Source organism: Micromonospora sp. R77 (assembly GCF_022747945.1).
Taxonomy (GTDB): domain Bacteria; phylum Actinomycetota; class Actinomycetes; order Mycobacteriales; family Micromonosporaceae; genus Micromonospora.
In genome coordinates this window covers 1,217,277-1,234,002 of sequence record NZ_JALDST010000001.1, presented here as the reverse complement: position 1 = coordinate 1,234,002, position 16,726 = coordinate 1,217,277, and the positions used below count along the sequence as shown (strand labels likewise).

The window sequence follows — 16,726 nt, the reverse complement described above, 5'->3', positions numbered from 1 at the left end:
GAAACCTCAGTGCCGGGTTCTTGCAAGTCCGGACTGAAATTTTCGGCAAGGTTACAAGCGCGTTGCAAGAGCTGTCAACGGATAGAAATACGTCGTTGCGCAGTGCGCCAGACGCGTACCTCCGCGTGACGGTCACCACGTCGGATCGACCGCCACACGCACCCCGGGGCGGGACGGTTCGACGGCACCGCCGAGAAATTCACCACCGCGCTGATCCGCTCGCCCCGTCGGCCCGTACTGGAGGAGGGAGCAGGGTCGGTCGGTGGGGGCGCCGCCGCGAGACGATCGAGGAGCAGATGGGCCGGGCACAGCAGAACGAGAAGGCGGCGACCGTCCGGACCGCGAGCACCAGCCGAGGTGTCCGGACCCGACCGAAGGCCGCGCTGGTCGCGCTGGTCGCGTCCGCGCTGGGCATCGCGTGGGCCGGCGTCGAGCTGGCCGGCGCGGGCACCATGTTGTACGCGTACGGCTTCTTCTTCACCGAGTTCTTCGCCGGGGTGGTCGCCCTGGTGTCGTTGAGCCTCACCGTGATGATGGGGCTGCTCGCCACCGACCGGCTGGTGCTGGGCATCCGGCACCGGGTGCTGCTCCAGTCCGCGCACCGGGCCACCGGCATCCTCGGCGTGGCGGGCCTCGTCTTCCACGTCATCACCAAGATCGCGATCGGCCGGGCCGGCCCCACCGACGCCCTGGTGCCCTTCGTCGGCGGCCGGGGACTCTATGTCGGGCTCGGCACGGTGGCCGCCTTCCTCATGGTCAGCGTGCTCTGGACCGGCATCGTCCGGGTCCGCTTCGCCGGCGTCGGTCCGAAGTGGTTCTGGCGGTCGCTGCACTCCATGGCGTACGTCTCCTGGCCGTTCGCCCTGGTCCACGGCCTCAACGCGGGCCGGGCGGCGAAGTCCTGGGTGGTGCTGAGCTATCTGGCCTGCGTGCTGCTGGTGGTGGTGGCGCTGCTGGTCCGCGCCTCCGTCCACCTCGGCAAGCGCAGCCGCGAGCAGCACCAGGCCGCCGCGCTCAACCAGGCGATGGCCGGCCGGCCCACCGAGGTGAGCCGAGGGCTGCTGGCCGGGCTCGGCCGCCGGCGCTCCGGCGACCAGGAGAAGAAGGAGAGCCGCGCCGGCGGCCGGGGCGGCTGGGCGGAGACCACCGCGACGTCGTGGGGCGGCCCGGCCGGTACCGCCCGGCGGCGCGACCCCGACCGGTTCACCGTCCCGGTGGTGCCGGAACCGGGCAGCCTCCGCGAGCCCGTCCGGGCGGCGACCGCCCGGCGTCGCCGGGAGGAGGATTGGCGCCGGCCGCCCGCCACGAGGAGGAGCGCCCCACCCGGCGGCGCGAGGAGCGGACCCGGCGGCGCGAGGAGCGTGAACCGGTCGGTCGCCGCGCCGAAGACGAGCGGTCCGGCCGGCGTCACCGGGACGAGGCGGAGGTGGCGACCCGCCGCGTGGACGCCGGCACCCGCTATTCGTCCCCGCCCCGGCTGGCCGAGCCGGAGGAGCCGTGGGACAGCCCGCGCCGCTGGCAGCGCGACGAGCGTCCGGTGTCGGCCGAGCCGGTCTCGGTCGACCCGATCTCGGCGAGCCCGATCTCCGCCGGGCCGATCTCCGCGGCGCCGCGCAGCGGCGGGGGCCGGCACAGCGCCGAGGACGAGGTGCCCGTCGAGGCCGACTACTGGCGCCCGCCGGTCAGCTACGTCCCGGACGACGTGCCCGTCGACGACACCCCGACCCTGGTCGACCTCGCCTCGCGGCGGGCGCTGCGGGCGTCGGGTGAGGCGAAGTCTCGACCGTTCCAGCTCGGCGCGTCTGACGCCGCGCCGCGACCTGGATCGGCCGCCCGCCGACGCCGGGCCAACGCCGACGCGGTCGACGGGGCGTACTGGGCAGGGCTGCGGGGTGAGGCCAGGTGATGCGGACGACGGTGCCCCCGGTGGCCTGCGTCGGCGAACCCCGGCTCACCGCCGGCTTCGCCGAGTTCGGCCGGCTCGACCTGATGGCCCACGAGGACGTGCACGGCCCGATCGGACCGATGGAACCGGCCACCCTGCTCCGGCTGGCCGAGGCGATCGACCTCAAGGGCAAGGGCGGTGCCGGCTTCCCGTTCGCCCGCAAGCTGCGCGCGGTGCTGGAGTCCTGCGAACGGCAGGACCTCGGTGCGGTGGTGGTGGTCAACGCCACCGAGGGCGAGCCGGCCAGCTGGAAGGACAAGGTGCTGCTCACCCGCGCCCCGCACCTCGTCCTCGACGGCGCGGCGCTGGCCGCGTACGCGCTGGACGCGGAGGAGATCGTGATCGGGGTGGCCGACGACGAGGTGGGCGGGCCGTCGTTGGCCGATGCGCTCGCCGAGCGCCGGATGCCCGTGCCGACCACGGTCGTGACCGTCCCGCACCGGTTCATCTCCGGTGAGGGCGGCGCGCTGGTCAACGGCATCAACGGGCTGCCGCACATCCCGCCGGGCACCAAGAGGCGCGCCAGCGACTCCGGCGTGAACAACCTGCCCACCCTGCTGTCCAACGCGGAGACGTACGCGCAGCTCGCCGTCGCCGCCCGGCTCGGCCCGTACGAGTACGCCGCGCTCGGCACCGACGACGAGCCGGGCACCGTGCTGCTCACCGTCACCGGTTCGGCGGCCCGCCCCGCGGTGGTCGAGTGCGCCGCCGGCACGCCGTTGCGGGAGATCCTGGAGCTCTGCGAGGTGCCCGACGGTCCGGGCATCCTGATGGGTGGCTACCACGGCAAGTGGATCACCCCCGAGGCGGCCGACCGGGCCGAGGTCTCCCGCAAGGGCCTCGCCGCCGTCGGCGGCACCCTCGGCGCCGGCATCGTCATCCCGCTCGCCCGGGACACCTGCCCGCTCGGCGAGGTCGCCCAGGTGGTCCGCTATCTGGCCGGCGAGTCGGCCGGGCAGTGCGGACCGTGCAAGATGGGCCTGCCCGACCTGGCCCGCGCGGTCGACCTCGCGGTCTCCGGCAGCGCCCCCGTCGAGATCGTCCGGGCGGCTGCGGGCGACGTGAAGGGACGCGGCGCGTGCAGTCACCCGGACGGCACCGCCCGGTTCGCCCTCTCCGCGATGGAGGTCTTCGCCGACGACCTGAGACTGCACACCACCGGCGACGGCTGCGGCAAGCGGGTCAAGGGCGTGATGGGGTTGCCCGGCGCGCCGGACGCCAACCCGCAGAAGCTCACCCTGGACTGGTCCCGCTGCGACGGGCACGGGCTCTGCGCCCACGTGGTGCCGGACTTCATCCGGCTCGACGCCAACGGCTATCCGGCCTTCCCGGCCACCCCGGTCCCCACCTGGCTGCGGGAGGGCGCGCTGAAGGCGGTCAAGGTCTGTCCCGAACTCGCGCTCCGGCTCGCCAAGGCCGAGTAGCCGACCGAGAGGAGACGCGATGCCACGTCGAACGTCAGCGCCGACCCGGGCGGTCCCGCCCCGACACCTGGGCACCGCCGCCGTGCTCGTCGCCGCGCTGCTCGGCGCGGCGTCCTGCGCGGTCGGCCCGGAACCGGGGGCACCGGCGCGCGCGGTCGCCGCCACGTCGCCCACCACCGGGTCGCCCACCCCGGGATCGGCCGCGTCGACCGGCACGCCCGCCGCGCCGCCGGTGGTCCCGGCCCGGGTGCCGGAGACGTTGACGTTCAGCGCGAAGACCCTCGACGGTACGACGTTCTCCGCCGCCCGGCTGGCCGGGAGACCGGTGGTGCTCTGGTTCTGGGCGCCCTGGTGCGCCACCTGCGCCAGCCAGGCCTGGACCGTTGCCGAGATCGCCCCGAAGTACCGCGACACCGTGCCGATCATCGGCGTCGCCGGCCTCGGCGGGCAGCAGGCCATGAAGGAGTTCGTCACCGAGTTCGACCTCGGCGGCACGCCCCAGCTCGACGACCGCAAGGGCACCCTGTGGCGCCGCTTCGAGGTGGTCGAGCAGAGCACCTTCCTGATCATCGACCGGGACGGCCGGGTCGTGCACCAGGGCTTCCTCGACGGGGAGTCGCTCACCGAGCGGGTCGCCGCGCTGGCCCGATGACCGGCCCGCTGCTGCTCGCGCTGACCGCGGGCATGCTCGGCGCGGTCAACCCGTGCGGCTTCGCGATGCTGCCGGCGTACCTGTCGCTGCTGGTCGCCGGCCCGCCCGACGGGCGCGGCGCGGTGGGCCGCGCGCTCACCGCGACGGCCGGGCTGACCCTCGGGTACGTGCTGGTCTTCGGCGCCTTCGGGCTGGCCCTGGCCCCGCTGGCCGACCGGCTGCGCCCCGGCTGCCCTGGACCACGGTGACCCTCGGCGTGCTGCTGGTGGCGGCCGGCTGCTGGCTGCTGGCCGGGCGTCGGCTGCCCGCCCCGCGCGGGCTCACCCGGGCGCCCCGGCTGACCCGGTCCTGGCCGTCCATGGCGCTCTTCGGGATGGCGTACGCGTTGGCGTCGCTGACCTGCTCGATCGCCCCGTTCCTGGCGATCGTGGTGACCAACCTCCGGGCCGGCTCGACGCTGCGCGGGCTGGCGCTCTTCGGCGCGTACGCGACGGGCATGCCCTGGTCCTCGCGGTGGCCGCGCTCGGCGTGGCGCTGCTGCGCGGCGGGCTGGTGGCCCGGCTGCGCGGCGCCGGCGCGTGGGTGCCCCGGCTCAGCGGCCTGGTGCTGCTGCTGGCCGGCGGCTACGTCGCCTGGTACGGCTGGTACGAGGTGCGCCTCGCCCACGGCCGGCACGACGCCTTCGGCGACCCGGTCGTGGTGGCCGCCGCCCGGATCCAGCACGCCCTGGTCGCGGGGTTGACCGCGATCGGCCCCGCCGTCATTGCCGCCACCCTCCTCACCCTCCTCCTGCTGGTAAGGAGGGGCCCCCTCTTAACGCCTCCGGTAGAGCAGGGGCCCCTTGTTAACACCTCGTCCGAGGCGGAACCTGACCGGGGGTGAGGGCGGGCGGACACGGCGGCGGGGGCCGGGCTTGCCCGACCCCCGCCTGTGTCGCTCCGGTCAGCGGAGCGGGGTGAGCCGATCCGTGCCCAGCTTGTCGCGGAGCACCTCGGGCACCAGCACCGAGCCGTCGGGCTGCTGGAACTGCTCCACGATGGCCGGGAAGAGCCGGCTGGTGGCCAGCGCCGAGCCGTTCAGCGTGTGCACGAACCGGGTCTGCTTGCCGCCCGGCTCGCGATAGCGGATCGCCGCCCGGCGGGCCTGGTAGTCACCGGCCCAGGAGACCGACGACACCTCCTTGTACTTCCCGGTGCTCGGCATCCAGACCTCGATGTCGAGGGTCTTCTTCATCGAGGCGCTGGCGTCGCCGGCCGACAGCAGGCTGGTCTGGAAGTGCAGGCCCAGCTTCTCGACCAGGCCCTCCACGTGACCGACCATCGCCGCCAGCGCGGCGTCGGCCTGCTCGGGAAGGGTGAACTGGAAGATCTCCACCTTGTTGAACTGGTGGCCGCGCACCGTGCCGCGCTCGTCCGAGTGCGACCCGGCCGCCTCCCGCCGGTAGCACGGGGTGTACGCGAAGCGCTTCAGCGGCAGCTTCGCCGTCTCCAGGATCTCGTCCTGGTAGGCCCCGAGGATCGCCGTCTCCGACGTGGGCAGCAGGAACTGTCCGCGCGGGGCCGACTCCCGGTCCAGGTGGTAGACGTCGTCGTAGAACTTCGGGAACTGGCCGGCGGCGAAACCGGCGGTGTCCAGCAGCAGGTGCGGCGGGAGCAGGAACTCGTAGCCGGCCTTGATGTTCTGCTCGATCAGCCAGTTGAGCAGCGCCCACTCCAGCTGGGCGCCGACGCCGGTGTACATCCAGAAGCCGGAACCGCCGAGCTTGACGCCCCGCTCGTGGTCGACCAGGCCGAGCGCCCTGCTCAGCTCGACGTGGTCGCGGACCTGCGCGATGGCCGGCGGCTCGCCGAAGGTCCGGACGACCCGGTTCGCCTCCTTGCCACCGGGCACCACGTCGTCGGCGGGCAGGTTGGGCAGCTCACTCATCGCCTCGCGGAGCCGGGACTGCACCTCGTCGAGCTGGGACTCCAGCTCGGCGAGCTGCTTGCGCTCGGCCTCCGGCGCGGTCGCCTCCGGTGCGGTGCCGGCCCGCTTCGCCTGCGCGTACGCCCGCGCCTCCGCCTTGCGGCGCTGCCGTTCGGCGTCGATCCCGCTGATCAGGGCGCGGCGTTCCTGGTCGAGCCGCTGGATCTCGTCCAGCGCCCGGTTGACCTCGGCGGGATCCAGACGCTTCGCCAGCGCGGTCGCCACCGCCTCGCGATCCTTCCGGATCAACTCCATGTCGAGCATGCTGCTCGTACGCCTCCGTCCAGGCAGTCGGGTGGAACCACCAGATGTTACCGTCGCGCCCGTTTCCGCCCGTGCCGCACCCGGGTGCTCCGCCCGTGCCGCACCCGGGTGCTCTGCCCACGCGGCGGCCCGGTCAGAGCCGGACCGGCATGAGGATCGAGAAGGCGTGCTCGTCGTCGAGCCGGCGGATGGCCAGCGGGGTGATCGGGCCGTCCAGTTCGAGCACCAGTTGACCCCGGCCCCCGGCCTCGAGGGCCTCGAGCAGGTACTCGCGGTTCACTCCGACCCGCACGCCGTCCGGACCCGCGACCTCCTCGGCGCCCAGCACCCGGAGACCGCCGTGCCCGTCCAGGCAGAGCACGGTCAGCTCGGCGCGCACCCCGTCGTGCTCCTGGACCAGCACCGGCGCGCCGTCCCTGGTCATCGCCGCCCGCAGGGCGACCACGTCCACCGCCACCCGGTGGGCCGGCGCGCCGCCGACCCGGTCGTGGACCAGCCGGCGGTAGTCCGGGAAGTCGTACGGCAGGGGCGTGGCCGGCACCGTCCGACCGGCCACCGAGAGGGTGACCGCGCCGGGCTCCACGGTCAGCCGGGCCTCCGGCGTCGCCCCGACACCGGAGTCGAGCAGGGCCCGCATCTCGTCCACCGCGGCCACCGGTACGAGGGTCCGCACCGCCTGGCCGTCCACCGTCGCACCGGCCCGGGACACCGCCAGTCGGTGCCGGTCGGTGGCGACCAGCCGGACGCCGTCCGGCTCGACCTCCAGCAGGACGCCGGCCAGCACCGGCAGCTCCGGGTCGGCGCCGACGGCGAAGCGGACCGCGTCGACGGCGGCGGCGAGGTCGGCACGGGACAGCACGAGGTGGGTGGTCATCGGGAACTCCTCCGGTTCGATCAGGGCACGGATCCGGGAGAGCTCACGGCGGGCATCGGCGAGGCCGTCCTCCAGCCGGCGCAGGTGCGCGTCCAGCAGCCGGCCGACCACCGCCGGCTCCGACCGGTGCCGCAGCGCGGCGCCGATCTCGGCCAGCGGCAACCCGACCCGGCGCAGCCCGGCCACCAGCCGGGCCGGGGCGACCTGGTCGTCGGCGTACCAGCGGTAGCCGGTGGCCGGGTCGACCCGGGCCGGGACGAGCACGCCGCAGCGGTCGTAGAACCGCAACGCGCTCACCGTCAGGCCGCTGGCCCGGGCCAGTTCGCCGATGCTGCGCAATTCGCTCTCCACGCCGGAGATCCTGTTCCCTCGACCCGGTCGAGGGTCAACCGTCGGGTGTTAACAGGGGGCCCCTGCCATACCGGAGGCGTTAACAGGGGGCCCCTCCTTACTTCAACACGCGGAAGGTTAGGCCGGCGCGGGTGAGCCGGTCGAGGAGGGCGTCGCCCATCGCGGTGACCGGGGTGACCTGGCCGGCGGTGGGCGGCAGGTCGTCGAGGGCCAGGCAGAGAGCGGACTCGGCGAGCATCTTGGCGGTCTCGTCGTAGCCGGGGTCGCCGCCGGCCACCTCGGTGTGCACCGTCCGGCCACCGCCGGTGCCGACGAAACGGACCTTGAACCAGGACTTCGCCCGCTGCTCGGCGGTGGGACCCTGACCGGAGGCCAGCCGGCCGAGCAGCCAACGCCGGGTCGGTGGCAGCTTCACCAGCCCCACCAGGCCGGCCATGCCGACCCCGGCGACCAGGATCGTCGGCAGCCGCTTCACCGCGGCGAAGTGCCGGTAGCGGAAGTCCGGGCCGTACTCCGGGCAGGCCGCCGCCGACCGGCGGACCACCTGCGGGTCGATGGTGGGCAGCGGCACCGCCCACCGGCCGATCTCCTTCGACCGGCCCACCTTGCCGGGCACCGCCCGCACCCGGCGCCCCTCGGGGCGCGGCTCGACGGCCCGGCGTTCCTTCGCCGCCCGGCTGGCCTCCCCGGTGCGGGAGAACGCGGTGAGCGCCGAATGGTACGTCCCGGCGGAGAACTTCCCGCCGGCCCGGACGTAGCCGTCCACGGCGACCGGACCGGACGTGTCCAGCTGCTTGAGGGTGTACCAGACGCCGAGGTCGTGCGGGATCGAGTCGAAGCCGCAGGCGTGCACCAGTCGGGCCCCGGTGCGGACCGCCTCGGCATGGTGCCGCACGTACATCAGGTCGACGAACTCCGGCTCACCGGTGATGTCCAGGTAGTCGGTGCCGGCGGCGGCGCAGGCCGCGACCAGCGGCTCCCCGTGGTGGACGTACGGCCCGACGGTGCTGGCCACCACCCGGGCCTGCTCGGCGACGGCGCGCAGCGACGCCGGGTCGGTCACGTCGGCGGTCAGCAGCGGCAGCTCGGCCAGCGCGGGGTCGATCGCGGCGAGCCGGTCCCGGACGCCGGCCAGTTTGCCCGGGTTACGGCCGGCCAGGGCCCAGCGCAGCCCGGCCGGGGCGTGCCGGGCCAGGTACTCGGCGGTGAGGGCGCCGGTGAAGCCGGTCGCGCCGAACAGGACGAGGTCGTACGGGCGATCGTCAGGCATCCGCCGAGTGTGCCACCTGACGCGCCGGTCAGGGCGAGAAGACCGCCCGCACGCACCCGTCCGCCCGGTCCCGGAACAGCGCGTAGCCGTCGGCGCCCCGCTCCAGCGGCAGCCGGTGGGTGGCCAGATGTTCGGTACGCAGCTCGTCGCGGGCCATCCGGTCCAGCAGCATCGGGATCCACCGCTGCCCGTGCTGCCGCGAACTGCGCACGCTCAGCCCCTTGTTCATCACCGCGCCGAGCGGGAACGCGTCCACGAAACCCGTCCAGGTGCCGAGGACCACCACCGTGCCGCCCTTGCGGCAGGCGTGCACCGCCTCGCGCAGCGCCAACGGCCGGTCCGTCCCGCCGCCGAGCCGCCCCGGTGGTGCCGACTCCCCGCCGACGGCCTCCACGCACACGTCGGGCCCCCGGCCACCGCTGCGTTCCCGCAGTTCGGCGGCGACGTCGACGTACCGGTAGTTGAGCGGTTCCGCGCCGACGTGCCGCTCGACCATCCGCAGCCGGTCGTCGTACCGGTCTACGACGATCACCCGCTCCGCGCCGCGCAGCAGGGCCGCCCCGGCGGTGAGCTGGCCGATCGCCCCCGCGCCCCAGACCGCCACCACGTCACCGGGCCCGACGTCGCCGAGTTCGGCACCCATCCAGCCGGTCGGTGCGGCGTCGGAGGCGAACACCGCCCGGTCGTCGCTGACCGGCTCCGGCACACCGAACGCGCCCACGTCGGCGTACGGCACCCGGACGTACTCGGCGTGGCTGCCGGCGAAGCCGCCCAGCGTGCCGGGGTGGCCGTAGCAGCCGCCGGTGGGCTGCCCCCAGGCCGCCTCGGTCGCCGCCGTGCCGGTGCTGCCGTTGTCGCAGCAGGCGAAGAGGCCCTGCCGGCAGAACCAGCAGGCACCGCAGGAGACCGCCGCGCAGACCACCACCCGGTCCCCGGGCCGGTGTCGGCGCACCTCCGGGCCTACCTCGACCACCTCGCCGAGGAACTCGTGCCCGAGCACGTCACCGGCGGTCAGGAAGGGCGTCCGCCCGGCGAGCAGCGCCAGGTCCGCGCCGCAGGTGGCGCTCCGCCGTACCCGGACGATCATGTCGTGCGCGTTGCGCAGCTCCGGGTCGGGAACCTCGCGTACGGCCAGCTCGTCGACGCCCGTCCAGCACAGCGCCCTCACCCGGCCGCCTCCGGCCGGTCCATCGGCGAGCGGTCGGCGCGCAGCACCTCGCCGGTCTCGGTGAGCTGCTTGGCCCGCCGCAGCGTCTCCCGCAGGAACAGGCCGGGATCGTCGCCGACCAGGTGCGCGGCCGGGCCGGGCAGCTCCGCCTCACCGCGCAGCGGTCGGGCGGCCAGTTCGGTGCCGCGGCCGCCGGGCGCCGAGGCGGGCGTGCAGCTCCACCGCACCGGCCAGCCGGCGCAGCGGTTCGGGCCACCGGCCGGCAGGGAGCACGTCCTCGGGCCGGCCCGCCACGGTGACCACCTGCCACCGCCCGGGCCGCGGGTCGGCCCGGCCGCCCGGGGCCAGGCCGCCCGTCGGGGTACGACCAGCGCCCGTACCGCCGCCGCCCCGGCGGCCGCCACCGCCACCGCGATCCCGCCACCGGCCAGCCGTCCCATCCGTGTCACCCGCCCCTCGCCTCGTCCCGGGTCACCGGCGGCCGGGGCCGGCCGCCCGCGTCCCTCCACCGTCCGGGCCACCGGGGAAGCCGGCTCGCCCTGAAGGGGTGAACCCGGCCGGGCCGGGTAACCGCTGCCGGCACGACGGGGGCGGGCACGACGGGGAGGGGCCGCATGCCGGAGCAGCGCAGCCGGGTGACCGACGCGCCGTCGGGTCCGTCGCGTGCACCGATCGGGGAGACCGCGCCGGTCAGGGCGAGCCCGCCGTCCGTGGAGACCGCGCCGTCCGTGGAGACCGCGCCGTCCGCGGAGACCGCGCCGTCCTTGAAGACCGCGCCGTCCGCGGCGAGCCTGCCGTCCGTGGAGGGCGCGCCGCCGCTGCTGGCGTCGCGGCTGTCGCCGCCCGCGCTCCCGGAGCCGCTGCTGCTGCGGCCCCGCCTGCTGGACCGGCTGGAGCAGGGGGTGATTGGACCGGTCACCCTGGTCCGCGCGCCGGCCGGTTGGGGCAAGACCACCCTGCTCGCCTCCTGGGCCCGGCAGAGCGCGACACCACCGGCCTGGGTCGGGGTGGAGGAGGGCGACACCGGGTCCCGGCTCTGGTCCTACCTGGCGGCGGCGCTCCGCTCCGCCGTCGACGGCGGACCGGAGGACGGGCCCCCGGCGCCGGACACCCCGCCCCGGCCCGACCAGCTGGAACGGCTCGCCGCCGCGCTGGCCGCCCGGGAACGACCGGTGCTGCTGGTCCTGGACGACCTGCACCGGGTCACCGACCCGGCGGCGCTGGCCGGGCTGGCGTTCCTGCTGCGCCACGCCGAGCGGCGGTTGCGGCTGGTGGTGGGCGCGCGGACCGGGTTGCCGCCGGCGCTGCACCGCTGGCGGCTGGCCGGGGAGCTGACCGAGGTGGGCCCGGACGAGCTGGCACTCACCGACGACGAGGTTGCCGACCTGCTGGTCGCGCACGGGGTCCGGCTGCCCGCCGCCGTGGTGCCCCGGCTGCGGGAGCGCACCGGTGGCTGGCCGGCCGGGCTGCGGCTGGCCGCGCTGGCCCTGCGTGCCGAGCCGGATCCGGCCCGCGCGGTGGAGCGGTTCGGCGGGGACCACCCGGACGTGGCCGGTTACCTGCGCGAGGAGGTGCTCGGCCCGCTCGACCCGGACGACCGGGACCTGCTGTTGCGCAGCGCCGTCGCGGACACCGTCTGCGCCGACCTGGCCGGTGCGGTCGGCGACCGCGCCGACGCCGGGCAGCGCCTCGCCGACCTGGCCCGCGGCGGTGGCTTCCTGCACCACGACGACAGCGACCCGCCCTGGTACCGGTGCCAGCCGCTCCTGGCCGACCTGCTCCGCGCCGAGCTGGGCCGGCTCCCTGCCGACGAGCTGCGCGACCTGCACCGCCGGGCGGCCAGGTGGTACGCCGGGAACGGTCGCCCGGCCGACGCGCTGCGGCACGCGCTGGCCGCCGGGGAGTGGGACCGGGCCACCGAGCTGCTGATCGCCGAGTGGCCGGAGCTGGCCCTGCACGAGCGGGACGTCCGGTCGCCCCGCCACCCGGTGAACCGCCCGTCGAGGCGCTGCGCCGGGACCCGGAACTGGCCCTGGCCCGCGCGGCGGAGCGGGCGTACGCAGGGGACGTCGACGCGGCCGCCGGGCACCTGCGGACCGCCGTCGGGTACGCCCGGGACCTGCCCGTCCCCCGCCGGGACCGGTTCCGTCGGCTGGCCGACGCGGTGGAGCTCGCCCTGGCCCGGCTGACCGGCGACCACGGGCAGGTACGCCGGGCCGCCGCCCGGCTGCTCGCCACCCGTGGCGCGCCCGGACCGGGGACGATCCCCGGGCCGGGGCCGGGGAGGACGCGGACGCGCGGGCGGTGGCCGGTACGGCGCTCGGCCTGGTGGAGCTGGCACAGGGCCGGCTGCGCGCCGCCGGGGACCGGTTCGCTCGCGCGCTGTCGGCCGCCCGGCAGACCGGCCGGGCCCGTACCGAGCTGGTCTGTGCCAGCCGCGCGGCGCTGCTCGACGCGGTACGGGGCCGGCTGCGGGCCGCCGAGCGGACCGCGCGGGAGGTGCTGGCCATGCCGCCCTGCCAGGGCTGGTCGGGCCGGGTGGACTGTGGGCACGCGTACCTGGCGCTGGCGGTGGTGGCGCTGCAGCGGGACGAGCCGACCGAGGCGGCGGCGCAGCTCGCCCTGGCCGGTCGGGCCGGGGTCGAGCCGGGGCGGCCCGCTCGCCGCGCTCTGCGAGGCGGAGCTGCTCGCCGAGCGGGGCGAGGAGGCCGCGGCCCTGCACGCGCTGGCCGCCGCCGCCCAGTCGTCGGCCGGGGAGCCGGCCGTCTGGCTGACCGCCGCCGAGGCGCAGCTCCGCGCCGCCGTCGGCGACCTGGACACCGCCCGTACCCGGCTCGCGGACGCGCTGCGGGACGCGGACCCGGACGGGCCGGCGGCGGCCGTGCTGCAGGTGGCGGCGGCCCGGGTCGAGCTGCGCGCTGGCGACCGGCGGGCCGCCGGTCGGGCGCTGCCCGACTGGTCGGCACCGGACGCCGGGTCGTGGCCGCTGCCGGTACGCCTCGCCGCCGGGCTGCTCGACGCGGTGCTGGCCCGTGCGGACGGCGACGAGCGGCGGGCCGGCCGGACCCTGGAACAGGTGCTCGACCTGGCCGCGCCCGAGGGCTGCCGGCGGGTCCTCACCCGGGGCGAGCCGGGGGTACGCGACCTGCTCGCCGCGCACCTCGACTCCGGTACGGCGCACTGGGCGACGGTGCGTGACCTGGTCCGGGGCGTGGACGAGCACGACGCGGACGAGACGCCGTCCGCGCGGCCGGGCCGGGCCCTGGACGAGCCGCTCACCGAGCGGGAGCTGACCATCCTGCGTTACCTGCAGAGCATCCTGTCCAACGTGGAGATCGCCGGCGAGCTGTCGCTGTCGGTCAACACGGTGAAGACCCACGTGCGGAACATCTACCGCAAGCTCGACGCGACCCGCCGGCGCGAGGCGGTCCGGCGGGCCCGTGAGCTGCGGTTGATCTGATCAGGGGTTGGCCGCCGCGTCCACGGCGGCGAGCAGGTCCGCCAGGTCGTAGCCGCCGTCGTAGCGGTCGTCGTTGACGAACAGGGTCGGGGAGGCGTTCACCCCGCTGCGGATGCCGCCGACGAAGTCCTGCCGCACCCGGTCGGCGTGCACCCGCTGGTCGACCTCCGCGCTGACCTCGTCCGGCGGCAGGCCGAGCTGCTCGACGCCGAGCGAGAGGTGCACCGGGTCGAGCTGGTCCTGGTGCTCGTAGAGCCAGTCGTGCAACTCCCAGAACCGGCCCCGCCGGCCGGCCGCCTCGGTCGCCTCGGCGGCGCTCTCCGCGTACGGGTGCACGTTGGCGATCGGGAAGTGCCGGTAGACCAGCCGGACCAGTTCCCCGCGCTGGCGCAGCAGCTCCGTCAGGTTCCGGTGGGCGGCGCCGCAGAACGGGCACTGGAAGTCGCCGTACTCGACGATGGTGACCGGCGCGTCGACCGGCCCGCGGGCGTGGTCCGTCCCGGTCACCGGGGTCCGCAACCGCGCGGTGGTGACCTGCAGTGGCGTGGTCATCAGGCCCCCACCGTGACGTGGTTGTGCACCTCGCGGATGCCCGGCGCGGACCAGACCACCCGCTCGATCTCCTCCCGTTCCGGTACGGAGTGGACCAGCCCCGCCAGCACCACCGTGTCGCCGTGCACCCGGATGCTGATGCCCTCGGCCTCGGTCGCCTGGTTGCGGGCCAGCGCGTCCACGATCCGTTCGGCGAGGTCCCGGGTGTCGGCGGCCATCCCGGGCCGGACGGTGATGCCGTTGCTGACCCCCCGGACCCCGGTCAACCGGCTCACCGAGCGTTCGGCGGCCCGCCGCTGGTATTCCCACTCGACCTGGCCGTGCAGGGTGACCCAGCCGTCGGCCACGGTGACGTCGAGGGTCTCGACCGGCACGAAGGCGTCCCACTCGAGGGTGCGGACCGCCGCGGTGGCGATCTCCGGGTCGCTCTTGGCGGCCCCGGTGCCGATCCGGACGGCGAGGTCGTTGGCGACCGCGCGGACCCGGGCCACCCGGTGCGCGGCCCGCTCGGCGGCCCACTTCTTGGCATAGCTGTCCACCCAGCCGGTCAGGGTCACCACCCCGTCGGAGACGGTCACGCCGATCTCGTTCGGCCGGACCCGGGGCTCCCAGGTCAGTTCGTCGAGCACGTCGGACTGGATGTCCTGGTCGGTACGGGTGATCGTGGCGGTGACCATCGCCGGCTCCCTTCCTCGACTCGGGTTCGCGCAGCGGACGCGGGGTCTCCGGCCGCCGCCCGCCGCTCCCGATCGTGTCGCCGGCGGGGGTGACCCGCCCTCACCCGCCGGGGGTGACGTCGGGGTCGGGGTGGGGGACGATCTGGGGCGGCGGGGGCGGGGAGGCGTGGGATGCGGGTGGTGGTGCGGCGGGTCGCGGCCGGAGAGCCGGGCGGGTCGAGCAGGTGGTGGCGCGGGACGGCCCGGGTGGCCGGGCACGCGGTGGGGCACGAGTGGACGCTGACGGTGTGCGGCGCGCTGCTGCTGGCCGCCGTGCTGACCTGGCCGACGCTGCGGGACGTCACCGGCACGCTGCCGCAGGACACCGGTGACCCGACGTTGCAGGCGTGGCAGATCGCCTGGGGCGGGCACGCGCTGAGCACCGATCCGGGGCGGGTCTGGCACTCCAACACGTTCTTCCCGGAGCCCTGGACCTACGCCTACTCGGACACCCTGCTCGGGTTCGCCCCGGCCGGCATGGTGGGGACCGGGCCGGTGGCGGCGGTCGCCCGCTACAACGTGCTCTACGTGCTGGTGCACGCGCTGGCCTTCGTCGGGGCGTACGCGCTGGCCCGGCAGGTGGGGGCGGGGCGGGCCGGCGCGGCGGTGGCCGGGGCGTCGTTCGCGTACGCGCCGTGGAAGCTGGCCCAGGCGGGGCACCTGCACGTGCTCAGCGTGGGCGGGATCGCCCTGGCGCTGGCCATGCTGGCCCGGGGGCACGGCTGGTCGCTGCGCCGGGGCTACCGGCCGGACCGGGTCCGTCCCGGCTGGGCGGGGGCCGGCTGGGCGGTCGCCGCGTGGCAGGTCACCCTCGGGTTCGGCATCGGCCTGCCCTCGCGTACGCGCTGGGTCTGCTCTGCCTCGGCGCGGCGGCCGGCTACGCCCGGTCGTGGTGGCGGCGGCGGGCCCGGCCGGTGTTCCCGCGCGGGCTGCTCCTGGCCGATCTGGCCGGCGCCACCGGGTTCGCCGGGGTGACCCTGCTGATGGCCGCGCCGTACTTCGAGGTGGTGGCCCGGCATCCGCAGGGCCGGCGGACGGTCGCCCAGATCGCCATGTTCTCCCCGCCGGTACGCGGTTTCGTCACCGCGCCGGCGGAGTCCTGGCTCTGGGGTGGGCCGCACGCGGCGGCGCGGGCCGGGTTGGGCTTTCCCACCGAGATGACCCTGCTGCCCGGGATGGTGCTGCTCGGGCTGGCCGTGGCCGGGCTCTTCTTCTCGGTGTGGCGAGTCCGGCACCGGGTGGCGCTGGCGGTGGGCGTGTTGGTCAGCGGGGCGCTGGCGGCGGGCACCACGCTGGGCGGGGACGGCGATCCCGGCTACGTCACGCTCGTCGAGCACGTGCCCGGCTGGGACGGGATCCGCACCCCGGGCCGGCTGGTGCTCTGGACCACGCTGCTGCTCGGGCTGCTGGCGGCCGGGGCGTTGACGGTACGCCGGTCGGAGCTGCCGCCGGGGGTGGCGGGCTGGCGGCGCTGGGCCCGTTGGGCGCTGGTGCTGCCGGTGCTGCTGGTGCTGGTGGAGGGGGTGAACACCACCCCGCACGTGCCGGTGCCGACCGAGCCGGCGGCGCTGCGCGGGCTGGCCGGTCCGGCCCTGGTGCTGCCCAGCGGGGGCACCCGCGAGTTCCACGTGATGCTCTGGTCGACGGACGGCTTCCCGCCGGTGGTCAACGGGCTGGCGTCGTTCACCCCGGCGAGCCAGGAGCGGATCCGGGCGGCGAGTGCGACCTTCCCGGACGCCGGTTCGGTGGCCTACCTGCGGGCGGTCGGGGTGCGGACGGTGGTGCTGCTGCCCGGCTACGCGGCGGACACGCCGTGGCGGGACGCGGCGGACCGGCCGGTGGAAGGGTTGGGGATCCGCCGGGAGCGGGTGGGCGACGGCTGGGTCTACCACCTCGATTGAGGACGGTGCATGGGAGCGCTTCCATGCAATCGGTTGCAGCGAATAGGGTGAGGTTCCTCGGCTGCCGGAGCCAGCGCGCCGAGACCGGAGCCTGGGCAGCTCCCACCCCGACGTCGCCACCGGGCACGGTCGTTCGCCGACCGCCGCGCGTCGTTCCCGTCCCACCACCGGGAAACCCCGAGAG

General features: G+C 75.8%; 13 protein-coding genes and 3 pseudogenes. 7 read left to right on the top strand and 9 right to left on the bottom strand.

The window, feature by feature from the left end; translation table 11 throughout:
- Positions 1 to 199: 199 nt before the first annotated feature.
- Both MRQ36_RS05475 and MRQ36_RS05470 read right to left on the bottom strand, forming a co-directional pair.
- Positions 200 to 571, bottom strand: a complete 372-nt coding sequence (locus MRQ36_RS05475; protein WP_242793375.1) for a hypothetical protein — start codon at positions 569 to 571, stop codon at positions 200 to 202.
- Between the two features lie 345 nt (positions 572 to 916).
- The gene (locus tag MRQ36_RS05470) at positions 917 to 1,207 is read right to left on the bottom strand and encodes a hypothetical protein (RefSeq protein ID WP_242793373.1); all 291 of its coding nucleotides are present in this window, start codon (positions 1,205 to 1,207) and stop codon (positions 917 to 919) included.
- A 78-nt stretch (positions 1,208 to 1,285) separates the two neighbouring features.
- On the opposite strand from MRQ36_RS05470, the gene MRQ36_RS05465 reads away from it, so the two are divergent.
- From MRQ36_RS05465 to MRQ36_RS34335, 5 genes are all read left to right on the top strand, one after another.
- A complete protein-coding gene (locus MRQ36_RS05465; RefSeq protein ID WP_242793371.1) occupies positions 1,286 to 1,906 on the top strand; it encodes a hypothetical protein in 621 nt (206 codons plus the stop codon).
- The gene (locus MRQ36_RS05460; RefSeq protein WP_242793369.1) at positions 1,903 to 3,369 is read left to right on the top strand and encodes an NADH-quinone oxidoreductase subunit NuoF family protein; all 1,467 of its coding nucleotides are present in this window, start codon (positions 1,903 to 1,905) and stop codon (positions 3,367 to 3,369) included. The genes MRQ36_RS05465 and MRQ36_RS05460 overlap by 4 nt, the downstream gene beginning before the upstream one ends.
- A 19-nt stretch (positions 3,370 to 3,388) precedes the next feature.
- On the top strand, positions 3,389 to 4,021 hold the full coding sequence (locus tag MRQ36_RS05455) for a redoxin domain-containing protein (protein ID WP_242793367.1): 633 nt from the start codon (positions 3,389 to 3,391) through the stop codon (positions 4,019 to 4,021).
- Positions 4,018 to 4,269, top strand: a complete 252-nt coding sequence (locus MRQ36_RS34340) for a hypothetical protein (RefSeq protein WP_374249905.1) — start codon at positions 4,018 to 4,020, stop codon at positions 4,267 to 4,269. Before MRQ36_RS05455 ends, MRQ36_RS34340 begins: the two co-directional genes overlap by 4 nt.
- A gap of 265 nt (positions 4,270 to 4,534) precedes the next feature.
- A complete protein-coding gene (locus MRQ36_RS34335) occupies positions 4,535 to 4,903 on the top strand; it encodes a hypothetical protein (RefSeq protein ID WP_374249904.1) in 369 nt (122 codons plus the stop codon).
- Between the two features lie 60 nt (positions 4,904 to 4,963).
- On the opposite strand, the gene serS is transcribed toward MRQ36_RS34335, so the two are convergent.
- The 5 genes and pseudogenes from serS to MRQ36_RS05425 form a co-directional block, all read right to left on the bottom strand.
- The gene (serS, locus tag MRQ36_RS05445; protein WP_242793366.1) at positions 4,964 to 6,250 is read right to left on the bottom strand and encodes a serine--tRNA ligase; all 1,287 of its coding nucleotides are present in this window, start codon (positions 6,248 to 6,250) and stop codon (positions 4,964 to 4,966) included.
- 133 nt (positions 6,251 to 6,383) lie between these two features.
- Positions 6,384 to 7,463 (bottom strand): MerR family transcriptional regulator, encoded by a 1,080-nt coding sequence (locus MRQ36_RS05440; RefSeq protein ID WP_242800853.1) that lies wholly within the window; start codon positions 7,461 to 7,463, stop codon positions 6,384 to 6,386.
- 109 nt (positions 7,464 to 7,572) lie between these two features.
- Positions 7,573 to 8,745 (bottom strand): trans-acting enoyl reductase family protein, encoded by a 1,173-nt coding sequence (locus tag MRQ36_RS05435; protein ID WP_242793364.1) that lies wholly within the window; start codon positions 8,743 to 8,745, stop codon positions 7,573 to 7,575.
- Positions 8,746 to 8,773: 28 nt separating this feature from the next.
- Positions 8,774 to 9,913, bottom strand: coding sequence for a zinc-dependent alcohol dehydrogenase (locus MRQ36_RS05430; RefSeq protein ID WP_242793362.1), 1,140 nt, complete (start codon positions 9,911 to 9,913; stop codon positions 8,774 to 8,776).
- Positions 9,910 to 10,362 (bottom strand): annotated as a pseudogene (locus tag MRQ36_RS05425) (hypothetical protein). Before MRQ36_RS05425 ends, MRQ36_RS05430 begins: the two are co-directional and overlap by 4 nt.
- Positions 10,363 to 10,527: 165 nt before the next feature.
- On the opposite strand from MRQ36_RS05425, the pseudogene MRQ36_RS05420 reads away from it, so the two are divergent.
- Positions 10,528 to 13,373: pseudogene (locus tag MRQ36_RS05420) on the top strand (LuxR C-terminal-related transcriptional regulator).
- Here the strand turns inward: MRQ36_RS05420 and MRQ36_RS05415 are convergent.
- Both MRQ36_RS05415 and MRQ36_RS05410 read right to left on the bottom strand, forming a co-directional pair.
- Positions 13,374 to 13,925: a DsbA family protein gene (locus tag MRQ36_RS05415; RefSeq protein ID WP_242793360.1), complete on the bottom strand. Its 552-nt coding sequence runs from the start codon at positions 13,923 to 13,925 to the stop codon at positions 13,374 to 13,376.
- Positions 13,925 to 14,602, bottom strand: a complete 678-nt coding sequence (locus tag MRQ36_RS05410) for a BON domain-containing protein (RefSeq protein WP_242793358.1) — start codon at positions 14,600 to 14,602, stop codon at positions 13,925 to 13,927. The genes MRQ36_RS05415 and MRQ36_RS05410 overlap by 1 nt, the downstream gene beginning before the upstream one ends.
- A 171-nt stretch (positions 14,603 to 14,773) precedes the next feature.
- Between MRQ36_RS05410 and MRQ36_RS05400 the strand changes: the two are divergent.
- A pseudogene (locus tag MRQ36_RS05400) lies at positions 14,774 to 16,542 on the top strand (hypothetical protein).
- The last annotated feature ends 184 nt before the right edge of the window (positions 16,543 to 16,726 follow it).